Consider the following 14,555-nt stretch of genomic DNA (forward strand, 5'->3'; position numbering starts at 1 on the left):
ATCGTCAGCACCGTCATCGCTTGCACATCCTCGCTGCCGAGGATGGCCATGACACCGGCGACCCGCTGGCACTCGTTGTGCCATTTCTATCTAGCGGAGGAGTGTCATTTCTATTTAGCGCCTACAACACGTGCGCTCGATAATATACATTATGTAAAACTCACGCCGGGGTTGTCGGGAATGGCTCCAGGATCAGCGTTCGACCTTCCACCCGCCAGCCTTTGAGCCGGGACAGGAAGTTCATGCCGATCACGTCGAGATCCCCGAACGCGGGCGATACCACGATGGGCAGATCGCGCGCGGTGATCCCGCCAAGGCGCAGGTCGCGGACACTGGCGCGGTCCGCGGTGACCATGCCGTTCGCCGTCTCCACCATGGTTGGAAACGCGTCTTGAGGTTCGATCCCGGCCGCCCGCGCCGTCGCCTGGGACACGGCCGTTGCCGTCGCCCCGCTGTCGATCAGCATGCGCCGGGAAACGCCGTTCAGCTGCACGTCGGCATAGAAATGGCCATCGTCGCTCATCGCGATCCGCACGGCACCGCCGGAAACCGTCTGGTCCGGGCCGAACAACAAGGCCTTCCCGCCATCCCATACCGCGCGGTAGCGATCGCGCCCGCTGACGAGCACGAGCGCCAAGGCGAAGATCGCGATCCACGCAAGCGCCATCGTCACGACACTGGCCAGAGGCACGCGACGTCCGATCAGGTTCGCGAGCGGCAACACCAGCAACAGCGCCAGCAGGATCGCTTGAACCGTGCCGCCGCTCACGCGTGCAACTCCAGCCCATCATAGCCTGGCTCGACGGTCGTCGGCAGCCTCGCGCGTAGCGTGGCATAGTCCAGCGACTGGTCCATATGGATCAGCGCCGCTCGCCCGGGCTTCAACCGATCGATCCAGGCCAGTGCCTGGTCCACCGTCGGATGCGATGGATGCGGAGCGTTCCGCAGGGCGTCCACAACCCATATATCGAGATCGGCGTAGAGCGCCGCCATCTCGGACGTGAGCTCATGAAAGTCGGTGGCATAGCCGATCGCGCCGCCCTCCGCTTCGAACCGCAGGCCGGCCGACGTGATCCGCCCATGTGGCTGGTCCGCCACGGACATGTGGATGTCGCCGATCGTCAGGGCATCCGGCAGCGGTTCGACCCTAGCGGTCGGCGGGTAGCCACCGCCACCGGCGAAGACATAGCCGAACTTCTCGCCGATCCGCGCCAGGGTTTCCGGGCGTGCAAGGCCGCGGACGGGCGCGCCCAGCGCATGGTAGACCTGGCGCAGGTCATCGATCCCATGGGTGTGATCGGCATGGTCGTGCGTCCAGATCACCGCGTCCACGGTGCCGACCCGTGCCGCCAGGAGCTGCTCGCGCATGTCGGGCCCGGTGTCGATCAGGATGCGCGTGGTTGCCGTGGAAACCAGCGCCGCTGCCCGTGTGCGCCGATTGCGCGGCTCGTCGGGGTCACAGGCGCCCCAGTCGTTGCCGATCCTCGGCACGCCGGAGGACGTTCCGGAGCCGAGGATGCGGATCTTCATGCGCGGGTTTTGGTGAACAGATGGTGAAAGTTCTCGCGGGTCGCCGCGGCGAGAACATCGAGCGGCTCTTCCCGCAGGGTGGCGAGGAAAGTCGCCGTATCCACCACGAAGCTCGGCTCACCCGTCTTCCCGCGATGCGGCACCGGGGCAAGAAACGGCGCATCGGTCTCGATCAGCAGGCGGTCGAGCGGGAGACGCCTGGCGGTATCCTGCAGATCGCGCGCGTTCTTGAACGTGACGATGCCCGAGATCGAGATATAGAAACCCAGCTCCAGCGCACGATCGGCAAAGGCGCCGCTGGCGGTGAAGCAGTGGATCACGCCGGGAAAGGCGCCCTTCCCCATCTCGTCGGCCAGGATATCGGCCGTATCTTCCTCCGCATCGCGGGTATGCACGATCAGCGGCAGCTGCGTTTGGCGACAGGCGGCGATGTGCGCGCGGAAGCTCGCCTGCTGGCGGGCGCGATCGCTATGGTCGTAATAATAATCGAGCCCACTTTCGCCGATGCCGACCACGCGCGGGTGCCGGGCGCGCTCGACCAGCTTGGCTGTATCCACGTGAGGATGCTGATCCGCCTCATGCGGGTGGATCCCTACGGTCGCCCAGACGTCCGGCTCGCGGGTTGCGGTGGCAAGCACGTCATCCCACTCGCTTTCGCGCGTCGCGATGTTGAGCATCGCCGACACGCCGCGCGCGCGCGCCCGCGCCAGCACGTCAGCCTGCTCCTCCACCAGCCCCTTGTAGTTCAGGTGGCAATGGCTGTCGGCGAACGTCATGCCGCCTCCGGCACCTCGAGACGGGGGAAAACGGGTGTGGGCGACGCAAGGGTGAAGCCGCTCGCTTTCAGTGCGTCATACCAGTCGCCGCGTCCCAGCGCCGCATGGTCGCGCGCCTCCGCGCCGAGCTGGTCCAGCACCTTCGCCGCGCTTGCCGGAACCACCGGCAGGATGAGTATGGCAAGATCGTGGATCGCGCGCACCAGCGTGCCGAGCACCGCATGCATGCGCTCCGGATCGGTCTTGCGCAGCGTCCATGGCGCCTGCGCATCGATATAGCGATTGCACTCGAACACCGCGCCGATCCACGCCTCCAGCGCGAGACCGAGTTCCAGCGCCTCGAACCGCGCGCGGAACTCCGCGGCGAAGCCCGCGATGGCGTCGAGCAGCTGGCGATCGCCCTCTTCCGCCCGGCCGCCGTCCGGCAGCGTTCCGCCAAGATTCTTCGCGATGAACGACAAGGTGCGCTGCGCCAGATTGCCGAAGCTGTTGGCGAGATCCGCATTGGCGCGAACCGCGATCGCCTCCTGGCTGAAGCTGCCGTCCTGCCCGAAACTGACGTCGCGCAGGAGGAAGTAGCGCAAGGCATCCACCCCGACCGCCTCCGCCAGTTCGAGCGGGTCGACCACGTTGCCGGTGGATTTCGACATCTTCTCCCCGCGGTTCAGCAGAAAGCCATGACCGAACACCGATTTCGGCGGGGCGATGTTCGCACTCATCAGGAAGGCCGGCCAGTAAACCGCATGAAAACGCACGATATCCTTGCCGATCAGGTGCAGATCGGCTGGCCAGAACCGCCATAGATCGCCACCATCGGGATAGCCGACGCCGGTAAGGTAATTGGTCAGCGCATCCACCCACACGTACATGACGTGCCCGTCGCTGCCCGGCACCTTCACGCCCCAGTCGAAGCTGGTCCGCGACACCGACAGGTCCGACAGGCCCCCCTCTACGAAGCGCATCACTTCGTTGCGTCGGCTTTCCGGACGGATGAAGTCCGGGTTCGCGGCATACAGGTCGAGCAGCGGCTGCTGGTATTTCGAGAGGCGGAAGAACCAGGTTTCCTCCGTCGTCCATTCCACCGGCGTGCCCTGCGGCGAAAGGCGCTGGTCGCCCTCCCCGGTCAGTTCCTTTTCGTCGTAAAAGGCTTCGTCGCGAACCGAATACCAGCCCTCGTAACGGTCCAGGTACAGGTCACCGGCGTCCGCCATCGCCTGCCAGATGGCCCGGCTGGCCCGATGATGATCCTCGTCCACCGTGCGGATGAAACGATCATAGGAGATGTCCAAGGCGTCGGCCATCGCGTGGAAATGACCCGACATTTCGTCCGCAAGCGCCCGCGGGCTGGTGCCGCGGTCGCGCGCCGTCTGCACCATCTTCAGGCCATGCTCGTCGGTGCCGGTCTGGAAACGGACGTCGCGCCCGGCCTGACGCTGGAAGCGGGCGATCGCGTCGGCGGCGATCGCTTCGTACGCATGGCCGATATGCGGACGACCGTTGGGATAGCTGATCGCGGTGGTGATGTAGAAAGGCTCGGCCATGCCGTCCGCCTAGCCTATCATCGGGCGCTTTCAAACCCCGCCAGGCGCGCGACAAGCCCGGCCATCTCGAACACGGTCGCCTGGGGATCCAGCGTCAGCGCGCGCGCGGTGGCGGCGAGGTGGCGCGCTTCGCCCTGCGCATCCAGTGCGGCCTGCAACGCCGGCCCCCGCAGATCGGGGGCACGTCGCGCCAGAAAGGCCGGTGCGCGGTCGAGAAAGGCCTCATACCGCGCCTGCGCCGTCTTTGGCGCGAGTTGCCGGGCCAGTCGGAGCCGTTCGGCATTGCTCCGATCGCCCGTGTGCGCGATCGTCTCCAGCGCGGCATCGATCGCGCCGAGCTGCAGCCCGGCAAAGCCCAGCGCACGCCCTGGCGAGCCTTCTGCCAGCCGGACCAGTTCGGCTCGTTCCGCATCGCTCGCGTCCGGCATCTCGGCGGACAGCACCTCGGCGACCTGCGCGTCGGTCAGCGGCTCCAACCGCAGCAGCCGCGTGCGCGAGCGGATCGTCGGCAGCAGACGACCGGGCGCATGGCTGACGAGCAGGAAGATGGTGCCGGGCGGCGGCTCCTCCAGGTTCTTCAGCAGGGCATTGGATGCACCCGGCCGTTCGACATCGTCGATCGCATCGATGATGACCACGCGGCGCGGCGACAAGGCCGGCTTGGTCGCGAACATGCCCCACAGATCGCGCACCTGCTTGATGGTGATGCTGCGCGCATAGTCGCCCGGCTTGTCCGGATCCTTCAGCAGCCGACGCAGGATGCGCAGGTCCGGATGCACCCCGCCGTCGATCAGCGTGCGCGTGGGATGGCCGGCGGGTACGTCCAGACCCGGCGGGAGCCCGGCCGGAGCCGCCGCTTCCGCGAGCAGGCGCAACGCCGCCGCCTCGGCAAAGCGCGCCTTGCCGATCCCCTCCGGTCCGGCGAGCAGCCAGGCGTGGTGCAATGCCCCCTTGTGCAGAGCGGCCGCAAACGCTTCCTGCGCGGCCCGATTGCCGATCGGAGGGCTCACGGCAGCAGGTCTGCAAGACCCGCCAGCAGCCTTGACGTCACTGCGGCGGGTGCACCCGATGCGTCGACCAGCCGCACACGTTCCGGCTCCTGCTCGGCAAAGCCGCGAAAGGCCCGCGCCACAGCGGCATGGAAGTCGTCCCCGCGTGACGCGAACCGGTCGGCATCGACGCCATCGCGCTCCTCCGCCCGCGCGCGCCCCTGGTCGATGGAAACCTCAAGCACGAAGGTGCGATCCGGCAGCAACCCGCGCGAGCCGAAGCCGTGCAGCGCCAGCAGCGCGGCATCGTCGATCCCGCCGCCGAGCCCCTGATACGCCCGACTGGAATCAAGAAAGCGGTCGCAGATCACCCAGGTCCCGGCACCGAGCGCCGGCGCGATCCGCTTTTCCACATGGTCGGCGCGGGCCGCCGCGAACAGCAGGGCTTCGGCATGCGCGCTCCAACGGCGCACGTCGCCCTGCATCAGCAGCTCGCGGATCGCCTCTGCACCCTCGCTGCCGCCCGGCTCGCGCGTGACGAGCACCGGCACGCCGCGCGCCTCCAGTGCGGCGGCCAGCGCGCGTGCCTGGGTCGATTTGCCCGCGCCCTCGCCGCCTTCCAGCGAGAGGAAGCGCCCGCGGGTCACCCGCCGAACAGGCCCCGAAGGCCCGCCCAGGCGCGACCGAAGAAGCCGGCCTCGCCCACGTCCTTGGCGGCGACCAGTGGCATGGTCTGCTGGCCCATGTCCGGCACGTCGACCACCAGATCGGCGATATGCTGCCCGGCCTTGATCGGCGCCTTGACCGGACCGTTATAGACGACCTTGGCCGTGAGGTTCGGGGAGGTGCCCGCGGGCACGGTGACGGTCAGCGCCTTGGGGGCCACCAGGTCGACCGTGGCGGCGTCGCCCAGCTGGACGTCGGCGCTTTCCACGCGCTTGCCCTGCGCCACGATCGGCTTGGCTTGCCAGGAGCGGAAGCCCCAGTTCATGAACTTGACCGACTCTTCAATGCGTTGCTTGAAGCTGTTGAGCCCGGCCATCACCATCACGAGGCGCCGGCCATTCTGCTCTGCAGAGCCCGTGAAGCCGTACCCCGCTTCTTCGGTATGCCCGGTCTTCAGACCGTCGGCACCGGCCACCCGGCCGAGCAGCGGATCGCGGTTCGCCTGGGTGATGTCACTGCCCGCGCCCAGCGTCTTGCCCCAGGTGAAGCTCGGCAGCGAGTAGAAGCGCTTGTAGAGATCCGGAAAGTCCTGGATCGTCGCCGAGGCGAGTTTGGCAAGGTCACGGGCGGTGACATAGGTGACGCCGCCATCCGGCCAGCCGTTGGACGTGCCGAAATGGCTGTTAGACAGGCCAAGCCGCTGGGCCGTCTGGTTCATGCGCTCGACAAAGGCTGGCTCGGTGCCGGAAATGCCCTCCGCCAGCACCACGCAGGCATCGTTGCCGGACAGCGTCACGATGCCCTTCAGCAGGTTCTCGACGCTGACATTCTCGTTGGCGGACAGGAACATGGTCGATCCCGCCTGCGGTCCATGCCACTTCTGCCAGGTTTCCGGCTGCACCGTCATCTGGCGATCCAGCTTCAGCTCGCCCTTCTTGACCATGTCGAAGGCGACATAGACCGTCATCATCTTGGCCATGCTGGCAGGCGGCATGCGCCGGTCGGCATCCTTGGCAAAGAGCACCGCGCCGGACGAAAGGTCGGTGAGGTAGGCGACGGGCGCAGGCGTTTCGAACTGCGGCCCTGCGGCCAGCACCGGCGCGGCCACCACGGCAACGCCGGCGAGAAGGGCGGGAAAGGCGATCAGCTTGTTCATGGGGCTGGATGGTCCGTTACGCTGGAGAACCGAATTTCAATCGACATGCACGATCTGTGCGCCGGCATAGCCGCGGCGCACGGCGGCGTCACGCGCGCTTTGCGCTGCCGTCTGGCTGGCAAACGGCCCCAGGCGGACGCGGTGCAGGCCTCCACCCGACACCACCCTGCCATGTTCGCCGGCGGCCAGGGCCTGGGCGCGCCCGGCATCCGACAGGGCTGCAACCTGCACGAACCAGCCGGAGGACACCGGCCGGCCCACCGCCCGCGCCCGCGACGCAGGAAGGGGGTTCGCCGATGGTCCAGGCGGAGCGGATCGGTTGCCACCGGCCGCTCGCGGCACCGGGCTTGCTCTCGCCGACGTGGCGGGCGCGGCGACGGCAGGCAGGCGGCGCCGCAAGGCCGTGAGCAGCACCGCCGGCGCTGGCATGCGCGCGGAACCGGCCTGCCCGGCCGCGAGGGCCGCCAGTTCTGCCGGCGCCGCCACCGCCCGTCGCACACGGACCGGCACGCGCGGACCTTCGGCGAGCAGGGCGCTCGCCAGCGCTGGCGAGAGGAGCGCCACCACTCCCCCGTCCGCCGCACCGGGCACCACCTGCGCCAAGGCGATGGTGCCGGTGCCGAGTTCGGTCACCTCGGCGATGCTGCCGGGCGGAAGGTCGTTCGTTGCCACCTGCAGGCCCGCGCCGCCGCCGACCGCCGCATACCCGACGCGATCCGCGCGCTGCTGACCGGAAGTGCCGCGCGGCCCCTCGCCCTGCGGCAGATCGGCGGGCGGCGCGACGAGGCCAGCGCTGCCCGGCACAGGAGACGGCGCTCCCGCCTGCATCAGCGCAGCCGCGACGAGCAGCAGGTCAGCGCTCGACGGCATCGGCCAGCAATCCCACGGACAGCGCGTAGAAATTGGAGCAATTATAGTCGAGGATCACACGGTAGTTCCCCGTCAGCAGGTAAGCGGTTTCGCCGGCGCCATCCGGCTCGATCAGGGTCGCCAGCACGCGGTCGTCCGGCCATGCCCTGTCGAGCGGCGCAAGGCCGAGGGCACGCCATTCGCCGATCGTCCGCCAGGCGCTCATCCGCTCGAACACACGCGGGCATCGCGGGGAGACGAGGCGATTGACCACCTGCGACCGATCGAAGCTGCCCGGCACCGAGACCGCAAGCCCCCAGGGCTGTCCGCGCCGCCAGCCGGCATTCGCGAAATAATTGCCGATCGAGGCAAGCGTGTCGGCATCGCTGGACCAGATGTTCGCCTGCCCGTCTCCGTCACCATCTCGCGCGAGGCGCAGGTAGACCGATGGCAGGAACTGCGGCCCGCCCGTCGCGCCTGCCCAGCTGCCCTTCAGTCGGTAGCGCGGAACGCCGCGGTCGATCATCTTCAGCGTCGCCAGGAACTCGCCCGCGAACAGCTCGCGCCGCCGGCCTTCATAAGCGAGGCTGGCGAGCGCGCGGGGCAGGTCGAACCCACCCTGCACCCGGCCATAGCTCGTTTCGTGGCCCCAGATGGCAACGGTGATCGACTCGGGCACGCCCAACTCGGCCTCGATCCGCGCCAGCCGCCCGCGCTGCGCCTGATAGGCGATGCGTCCAGGCCCGATCCGCGCCTCATCGACATGCGCGCGGCGATATGGGGCGAACCTCGGGATCGGCGCGTTGGGCCGCGCCTCCGGTTGCTGGCGGTCGAGCTCGATCACCCGCGTGTTGAGCGTGAGCCCGGGGAATACCTGGTCGATCGCCGATCGGCTGATCCCCTGCGCCTCCGCCTGCGCACGCAGCGTCTGCAGATACGCCTGAAAGCCCGCCTCGTCCTGCGCCGCCGCCGGACGCACCAGCATCGCGCATGCCAGCGCCAGTCCGACGCTCCAACTGATCCAGTTCCCCCGCATGGCGCCGATGTGCCACAGCGCCGCGGCAACATGAACCCCCGCCATCGCGCCTCTTGCACAAAAGAACGCAGGCGATAGGCAGAGCCGATCGGAAGAGTGGCCGAGTGGTTTAAGGCAACGGTCTTGAAAACCGTCGTGGGTTCACGCTCACCGTGGGTTCGAATCCCACCTCTTCCGCCACTGGCGATCGATGCGGTGCTCTGGCAGGGGCGCGGGATGATTGCCTATCTCGCGCTCGCCCTGGCGGCGTTTTCCTGGGCCCTCGGCTTTCCGCTCGGCAAAGTCGCGTTGGCCGAGCTATCACCGGCGCACCTGATCCTTCTGCGGTTCGCCGTGGCCAGCGTGGCGGCGCTTCCGTTCGCGCTTCGCTCGGCGCGGGCAAGACGGCTGTTCCGCTCCCCCGCGGTGCTGATTGCCGGCGCCTTGTACGGGCTGGCCTTTCTGATCCAGTTCGAGGGGCTTGCCCACAGCACGGTGACGCTCGCCGCGCTGCTGGTCGGCGCCATGCCCGCGCTGGTTGCCGTGTCGGCGCGGCTGATGGGGGAGCCTGTGAGCCGGATGTCCTGGGCAGGAGTCGGCGGCGCAACGCTTGGCGCGGCGCTGATCGCCGGCAAGCCCGGGGGCGCCGGCAGTCCGCTGGGGATCGCGCTCATGCTGCTGGCGTTGCTCATCTTTCTCGGTTGGCTGCACGCCGCACGCCGCGCGCCCGAGGGGAACGACCAAATGGCGGTGCCGGCGGTAAAGCTGATCGTGGCAACGCTGGTGCTGCTGCCGGTCACGCTGGCGTTGCACGGGCCCCCGACGCTGGCGCTGTCTGCCGCCACCTGGACCAGTGTCGCGGCGGCGGGGCTGCTTTCGACCTTTCTGGCGACCGCTTTATGGCAGCTCGGCTCGACGCGGGTCGGCAGCACGGTGGCCGGCGTGTTCATCAACATGGAACCGCTCGTAGGCGCCCTGATCGGCATCACCGTGTTCGGGGATCATGCGGCGCTGGCGCTGGTCGTCGGCGGCGTGCTGATCGTGATCGGCAGCGTGGTCACCGTGCTGGGGGAGCGCAGCCCTGCCGCGCCGACCCTGCCGATCGAGTGACAGACAAAGCGGATCGTAGAAGACGTCAGTTCTTGACCAGGAAGCCGTCGAACACGTCGCGCTTTAGCGGCTTCTCGAACTGGCAACCGGCGAGGAAATCGTCTGCCCAGACCACATTGGCGATGACCTGGCCGACCCCGGGCAGCGTGAGCCAGATGCGCGTTCCCGCCTTCAGCGCGGAATAGGTCTGCAACCGGGCGCCATGTTCCGAAAGATCGACCACCCTGCACAAGGTGCGGTCCAGGCCGCCGCGGCCGATCTTCGCATCAAGAGAAACCGGCGCGCGCGGGCTGCGGCGCCGGTCCGTGCTTTCCAGGGCGGGCTCATATTCGGCGGCAAACATCGTCAACGATGCTATGCCGCCGAGAGTAAGCGCCGCGTTAACGCAGGCTTAGCGGCCCTTCAGCGTCAGTCCGCCGAAACGCTTGTTGAAGCGCGCGACCTGGCCGCCGGCGTCCAGCATCTGGCCCTTGCCGCCGGTCCAGGCCGGGTGCGACAGGGGATCGATCTCCAGCGTCATCGTGTCGCCTTCCGCGCCCCAGGTGGAGCGGGTTTCGTACACGGTGCCGTCGGTCATCTGCACCTTGATCATGTGATACTCGGGATGCGTGCCGGACTTCATGGGATATCCTTTCAAGAGGCCGCCGGTTACCGACCGGCAGCGAAGGCGCGGCCCCTAGCAGGAGGCCGCTCCTCAGGCAAGCTTTGCGAGACGTTGCCGCCACTTGCGAACAGCGATGGCTGCCCAGATCGCCTCCACCACGCCGAACGGCCATGCTCCCTGAAGGAAGCCGTATGCCGAACTCAGCAGGCACCCGCCGGCAAAAGCGAGCGTCCAACCGGGGGCGCGATCCTCGAACACGTAGCAGATCAGCATGAAGCCGATCGCAACCAGTCCGAAGGTGGTGATCGCGTCCACCGCGACGCCGTCAGGCGGCAGGCGGGTCGGCGATCATGGCGGTGAAGTTCGCCTGTGCCGCCACCTTGCCGTCCACCAGCGCCCGTCCTGCGAACTTGCAGACGCTCGCCCGCTTCTGGACGAACTCCACTTCCAGCCGCAGCAGCACGCCCGGCTCCACCGGCGCGCGGAACTTCGCCTCGTCGATGGCCATGAAATAGACTAGCTTGCCCGAGCCGGCGAGGCCGAGGCTTTCCACCGCGAGCACGCCGGCTGCCTGCGCCAGGGCTTCGACGATCAGCACGCCCGGCATAATCGGGCGGCCCGGGAAATGGCCCTGGAAGAATTCCTCGTTGATCGTCACCGCCTTGATCGCGGCGATCGACCGGTCGGGGATCAACTCCTCGACGCGGTCGACCAGCAGCATGGGATAGCGGTGCGGCAAGGCGCCCATCACCCGCCGGATGTCCAGCGGGCCCATCGGCGCCCTGCCCTCGGCCGCCTCGCTCACCGGGTCGGTGCGCCGCGGGCGGGCTGTGCCGGGGCGGTGGTCGCCGGGGCGGCGCCTGCGGCAGGACGCTGCTGCGCCGCGGCGGCGCGGTAAGCTTCCTGCTGCGCACGCAGCTCGTTGAGGCGCTGCAGGCCCTGCAGAACTTCCACCGTGTCCCCGTTCGGGTTCCAGTTGGCGGGGGCGGCCGTCTGCACGGTCGGCGCCGCGGCGTCCAGCGCCTGGAGGATCGCGGCGCTCACGTCCACCGCGGGCGGTGCATAGACAATGGCATCGGGCGCGACGACGATGTTGATCTTGCGATCGGCCACCACCTTGCGCTGCGCCGCGGTGTACTGCGTCAGGATCTGCTCCACCGCATAGGCCTGCGCCTTGGCGAGCGGCTGGTTCTGGGTGGCGATGTCGCGCTGGATCGTCTCGGCCTGGGTCAGGTCCGGGCTCTTGGCGGTGCGCGCCTGAGCGAGCTCGTTGTTGTCGACCTGCTTGTCGCCGTTCTTGTCGAGCCGGGCGAGCACCGTCTGCAACTGCTGCTGCTTGGCCTGGATCTGGTCGAGCTGCGCCTTGTACTGCGTGCCGATGGCGGTGTTCGCGGCGCCATAGGCCTTGGACTTGGCAATGGTGAGCACCGCCGACTCCGAGGTGGCGATGCCGGCAACCTGGGCGGCGGCGGGCGAGGCCGCAACGGCCGGCGCCACGAGCGCGCCGGCAAGCAGCATGAACTTGAACTTGGTCATCAGAACTGAGTCCCTACGTTGAAGGTAATAAGCTTGGTGTCGTCGCCCTTCTCATGGAGCAGGGCATAAGCGAGATCGATCCGCAGCGGGCCGAACGGCGAGTTCCAATTCACCCCGGCACCCACCGACAGGCGCGGCTTGGCAGAGTTGCCGACGAACCGTTCCAGGAACGGCGCGGTGGAGGTGGTGTAGGCCGTGTTCGGCGCCGTGCCGTTGCACGTTCCCGACCGGTCCGGAATACCGGCGGCACATGTGGTGGTCACCGCCGTGCCATCGGCGAGCGAATAATAATAAAGCGGGTTGCCGGCGGTGTCGCGGATCGGCGTCGTGATCGGCAGCACCACCGTATTTCCGTTCGCGTCCACCGTCGTCGGGAAGGTCGCGGTGGGCAGCGGGCGAGTGATGCCGAACAGCGAGCCCGCCTGGAGATAGATGGACGGACGCAGGCCGAGTTCCCGCGCGCCCGCACCCAGCGGCAATTCGAGCTCGAGCCGGCCCAGATAGTAAGCGCGTCCGCCCAGCGCATCGTCCACGAACTGGTCCTTGCCGGTCTGCAGAACCTGCTTACCGCTGGAGTCGGTGGTGTAGTAGAAACGCTGCACGCGCGGACCGACGCCGCGAATGTCGAAGCCGCGGAACTCCTGGTTCAGGTAGAAGCGGTCGGTGATGCGGATCTTGTCGATCCCCGGCCCGCGGCTGCTTTCCAGCGAGTGGATGTACCCGCCCTCTGCCGCGGCGGTGACGATGAAGCCGCCGCCGAGACCCCAATATTTGCCACCTTCCAGGCGCGTGCGGATGTAGCGCACATCGCCACCCAGGCCGGCAAAGTCCTGGCTGAACGACAGGTTCGACCCGGCGGTCGGTCGCAGGCGGCTGTTGCGGCTGTCATAGATCAGCGAATAGCCGACCGCCGACGTCCACCGATTGCCCAGCGAGTCGCACAGGTAGCGCCCGGCCTTCAACGGGTCGCAGACGCCGTCGGTATAATAGGTCGAGCGATCGAGGCTGACCTCGTCATAGGTGAGGCCATAGCGCGCGGCGAACGACCAATATTCGGTCAACGGCACGCCCGCACGGACCTGGAACCCGGTGGAAACCTGGCTGTAGGTGGTCTCGCGATTGTCGCCGACATAGTTGAACGCGTTGTAGTCGCGCCGGAACACGTCCACGCCCACCGCGATATTCTTGTCGAACAGATAGGGCTCGGTGAAGCCCAGCTCGACCGACTTCGAATAGCTCGAATAGTTCACGCTGGCGCGCAGTTCCTGGCCCTTGCCGCGGAAGTTGCGCTGGCGGATCGAGGCCTGGATGATGAAGCGCTCGAGGCTGGAATAGCCCGCGGACAGCTGCAGCTCGCCGGTGGACTTCTCCTCCAGCGGTGCGGACAGCGCCACGCGATCCGGCGACGAACCCTGCGCCTGCTTGATCTCGAACTTGTCCTGGAAGAAGCCGAGCGAGTTGATGCGGTCCTGCGAGCGCTTCACCTGGAAGCTGTTGAACGCATCGCCCTCCGCCAGACGGATCTCGCGGCGGATCACCTTGTCCTGCGTCTGCGTGTTGCCGGTGATGTCGATGCGCTCGACATAGGTGCGCTTGGCCTCGGCAATGTGAAAGTTGATCCCCATCGTCTGGCTCTCGCCGTCGCGCTGGAACTCAGGACGCGTGTCGGTGAAGGCATAGCCGTAGAGGCCGGCCGCCTCGTTCAGCGCGTCCACCGAGTCCTCGACCTGCTTGGCGTTGTACCAGTCGCCCTTCTTCATCACGAGGCTCTTGGCGAGTGCCTCGTTGTTGAAGTCGCGAATGTCGCTGTCAACGGTGACGTCGCCGAACTTGTAGCGCTTACCCTCCTCCACCACGTAGGTGATGATGAAGTCGCGCTTGTCCGGCGTCAGCTCGGCGACGGCGGAGGTCACGCGGAAATCGGCATAGCCGTTGGTCAGGTAGAACTCGCGCAACTTCTGCTGGTCCGCGTTCATCCGGTCCTGGTCGTAGCTGGTGTTGGACGACAGGATCGTCAGGAGGCCCGCCTCCTTGGTGTACATCGCCCCCTTCAGCTTGCCGTCGCCGAACACCTCGTTGCCGATGATGTTGATCTTGCGGACCTTGGACTTCGGCCCTTCGCTGATCTCGAACACCACATCGACGCGGTTCTGGTCGAGCGCCACCATCTTCGGCTCGATGGTCGCAGCGAACCGGCCCTGGCGCCGGTACAGCTCGATGATGCGCGCCACGTCCTGGCGAACGGCCGTGCGGGTGAAGATCTGCCGCGGGGCGAGCTTGATCTCCTTGGTGATCTTGTCGTTCTTGAGCGCCTTGTTGCCCTCGAGAATGACGCGGTTGATCACCGGATTCTCGCGGATGCGCAGCACGATGTCGCCGGTTTCGCCGCCGACGATCGAGACGTCGGCGAAGAAGTCGCTGGCGTACAGGTCCTTGATCGCCTGATCGAGGGTCTCGTTCGTGTAGGGAACGCCGATGCGCAGCTTGGTATAGCTGAGCACCGTATCCGGCTCGATCCGCTGCGAGCCCTCCACGCGCAGCGAGCGGATCGTCCGCGTGACGGGCTGCGCCGGTGCCGCATCGGTCGATGCCGCAGGGGCGGCTTGCGCCGGAGCTGCCGCCGTCTGGCGCGCCTGCGCCAACGCCGGCGTCGCCGACAGCATCGTTCCCGTCAGCAGAACGGCCGTGGCGCGCACGCCGAACCTAGAAACCTTGATCGCTGTCACCACACCACCCCAGAAGGAAAATCATGTCCCGCCCGCATTGCGCGGAGCCGCCTTACC

16 protein-coding genes and 1 tRNA gene are annotated in these 14,555 nt (G+C 67.4%); 2 read left to right on the forward strand and 15 right to left on the reverse strand.

All coding sequences use genetic code 11. From position 1 onward, the window contains the following. Positions 1 to 160: 160 nt before the first annotated feature. The 9 genes from DVW87_RS07120 to DVW87_RS07160 are packed head-to-tail and all read right to left on the reverse strand — an operon-like array spanning position 161 to position 8,543. Positions 161 to 769: a retropepsin-like aspartic protease family protein gene (locus tag DVW87_RS07120; RefSeq protein ID WP_114687129.1), complete on the reverse strand. Its 609-nt coding sequence runs from the start codon at positions 767 to 769 to the stop codon at positions 161 to 163. Then, complete coding sequence (locus DVW87_RS07125; RefSeq protein ID WP_114687130.1) at positions 766 to 1,530, reverse strand: MBL fold metallo-hydrolase; 765 nt, start codon at positions 1,528 to 1,530, stop codon at positions 766 to 768. Before DVW87_RS07125 ends, DVW87_RS07120 begins: the two co-directional genes overlap by 4 nt. After that, on the reverse strand, positions 1,527 to 2,306 hold the full coding sequence (locus tag DVW87_RS07130; RefSeq protein WP_114687131.1) for a TatD family hydrolase: 780 nt from the start codon (positions 2,304 to 2,306) through the stop codon (positions 1,527 to 1,529). The genes DVW87_RS07125 and DVW87_RS07130 overlap by 4 nt, the downstream gene beginning before the upstream one ends. After that, entirely contained in the window at positions 2,303 to 3,847 is a 1,545-nt protein-coding gene (gene metG / locus DVW87_RS07135; RefSeq protein ID WP_114687132.1) for a methionine--tRNA ligase, read from the reverse strand. The genes DVW87_RS07130 and metG overlap by 4 nt, the downstream gene beginning before the upstream one ends. 17 nt (positions 3,848 to 3,864) lie before the next feature. Continuing rightward, positions 3,865 to 4,857, reverse strand: coding sequence for a DNA polymerase III subunit delta' (locus DVW87_RS07140; RefSeq protein WP_114687133.1), 993 nt, complete (start codon positions 4,855 to 4,857; stop codon positions 3,865 to 3,867). Then, positions 4,854 to 5,483, reverse strand: a complete 630-nt coding sequence (gene tmk, locus DVW87_RS07145) for a dTMP kinase (RefSeq protein ID WP_114687134.1) — start codon at positions 5,481 to 5,483, stop codon at positions 4,854 to 4,856. Before tmk ends, DVW87_RS07140 begins: the two co-directional genes overlap by 4 nt. Next, positions 5,480 to 6,658: a D-alanyl-D-alanine carboxypeptidase family protein gene (locus tag DVW87_RS07150; protein WP_114687135.1), complete on the reverse strand. Its 1,179-nt coding sequence runs from the start codon at positions 6,656 to 6,658 to the stop codon at positions 5,480 to 5,482. Before DVW87_RS07150 ends, tmk begins: the two co-directional genes overlap by 4 nt. Before the next feature lie 36 nt (positions 6,659 to 6,694). Beyond that, positions 6,695 to 7,528 carry an SPOR domain-containing protein gene (locus tag DVW87_RS07155; protein WP_114687136.1) on the reverse strand — a complete coding sequence of 278 codons (834 nt, stop codon included), beginning with the start codon at positions 7,526 to 7,528 and terminating at the stop codon, positions 6,695 to 6,697. Then, positions 7,512 to 8,543 carry a lytic murein transglycosylase gene (locus DVW87_RS07160; protein WP_114688122.1) on the reverse strand — a complete coding sequence of 344 codons (1,032 nt, stop codon included), beginning with the start codon at positions 8,541 to 8,543 and terminating at the stop codon, positions 7,512 to 7,514. The genes DVW87_RS07155 and DVW87_RS07160 overlap by 17 nt, the downstream gene beginning before the upstream one ends. A 90-nt stretch (positions 8,544 to 8,633) precedes the next feature. Between DVW87_RS07160 and DVW87_RS07165 the strand changes: the two genes are divergently transcribed. Both DVW87_RS07165 and DVW87_RS07170 read left to right on the forward strand, forming a co-directional pair. Then, positions 8,634 to 8,723 (forward strand) — tRNA-Ser (locus DVW87_RS07165). A 36-nt stretch (positions 8,724 to 8,759) separates the two neighbouring features. Next, entirely contained in the window at positions 8,760 to 9,632 is an 873-nt protein-coding gene (locus tag DVW87_RS07170) for a DMT family transporter (RefSeq protein ID WP_114687137.1), read from the forward strand. A 25-nt stretch (positions 9,633 to 9,657) separates the two neighbouring features. Here the strand turns inward: DVW87_RS07170 and DVW87_RS07175 are convergent, their stop codons facing one another. The 6 genes from DVW87_RS07175 to bamA form a co-directional block, all read right to left on the reverse strand. Further along, positions 9,658 to 9,975 (reverse strand): PilZ domain-containing protein, encoded by a 318-nt coding sequence (locus DVW87_RS07175; protein WP_114687138.1) that lies wholly within the window; start codon positions 9,973 to 9,975, stop codon positions 9,658 to 9,660. A gap of 48 nt (positions 9,976 to 10,023) precedes the next feature. After that, entirely contained in the window at positions 10,024 to 10,254 is a 231-nt protein-coding gene (gene rpmE, locus DVW87_RS07180; protein WP_114687139.1) for a 50S ribosomal protein L31, read from the reverse strand. Positions 10,255 to 10,326: 72 nt separating this feature from the next. Then, positions 10,327 to 10,551, reverse strand: coding sequence for a hypothetical protein (locus DVW87_RS07185; protein WP_114687140.1), 225 nt, complete (start codon positions 10,549 to 10,551; stop codon positions 10,327 to 10,329). A gap of 10 nt (positions 10,552 to 10,561) precedes the next feature. Next, complete coding sequence (fabZ, locus tag DVW87_RS07190; protein ID WP_114688123.1) at positions 10,562 to 11,011, reverse strand: 3-hydroxyacyl-ACP dehydratase FabZ; 450 nt, start codon at positions 11,009 to 11,011, stop codon at positions 10,562 to 10,564. A 26-nt stretch (positions 11,012 to 11,037) separates the two neighbouring features. After that, on the reverse strand, positions 11,038 to 11,772 hold the full coding sequence (locus tag DVW87_RS07195) for an OmpH family outer membrane protein (RefSeq protein ID WP_114687141.1): 735 nt from the start codon (positions 11,770 to 11,772) through the stop codon (positions 11,038 to 11,040). Then, the gene (gene bamA / locus DVW87_RS07200; protein ID WP_420822327.1) at positions 11,772 to 14,498 is read right to left on the reverse strand and encodes an outer membrane protein assembly factor BamA; all 2,727 of its coding nucleotides are present in this window, start codon (positions 14,496 to 14,498) and stop codon (positions 11,772 to 11,774) included. Before bamA ends, DVW87_RS07195 begins: the two co-directional genes overlap by 1 nt. Positions 14,499 to 14,555 lie beyond the last annotated feature (57 nt).

It is taken from the genome of Sphingomonas aracearum, from assembly GCF_003345355.1.
GTDB lineage: Bacteria > Pseudomonadota > Alphaproteobacteria > Sphingomonadales > Sphingomonadaceae > Sphingomonas > Sphingomonas aracearum.

Bases quoted from the DNA above. Each gene is read 5' to 3' on its own strand.
- metG (WP_114687132.1), bottom strand. From the start codon at position 3,847: ATGGCCGAGCCTTTCTACATCACCACCGCGATCAGCTATCCCAACGGT.
- DVW87_RS07150 (WP_114687135.1), bottom strand. From the start codon at position 6,658: ATGAACAAGCTGATCGCCTTTCCCGCCCTTCTCGCCGGCGTTGCCGTG.
- rpmE (WP_114687139.1), bottom strand. From the start codon at position 10,254: ATGAAGTCCGGCACGCATCCCGAGTATCACATGATCAAGGTGCAGATG.
- DVW87_RS07195 (WP_114687141.1), bottom strand. From the start codon at position 11,772: ATGACCAAGTTCAAGTTCATGCTGCTTGCCGGCGCGCTCGTGGCGCCG.
- DVW87_RS07160 (WP_114688122.1), bottom strand. From the start codon at position 8,543: ATGCGGGGGAACTGGATCAGTTGGAGCGTCGGACTGGCGCTGGCATGC.
- DVW87_RS07130 (WP_114687131.1), bottom strand. From the start codon at position 2,306: ATGACGTTCGCCGACAGCCATTGCCACCTGAACTACAAGGGGCTGGTG.
- fabZ (WP_114688123.1), bottom strand. From the start codon at position 11,011: ATGGGCCCGCTGGACATCCGGCGGGTGATGGGCGCCTTGCCGCACCGC.
- DVW87_RS07175 (WP_114687138.1), bottom strand. From the start codon at position 9,975: ATGTTTGCCGCCGAATATGAGCCCGCCCTGGAAAGCACGGACCGGCGC.
- DVW87_RS07125 (WP_114687130.1), bottom strand. From the start codon at position 1,530: ATGAAGATCCGCATCCTCGGCTCCGGAACGTCCTCCGGCGTGCCGAGG.
- DVW87_RS07170 (WP_114687137.1), top strand. From the start codon at position 8,760: ATGATTGCCTATCTCGCGCTCGCCCTGGCGGCGTTTTCCTGGGCCCTC.
- DVW87_RS07155 (WP_114687136.1), bottom strand. From the start codon at position 7,528: ATGCCGTCGAGCGCTGACCTGCTGCTCGTCGCGGCTGCGCTGATGCAG.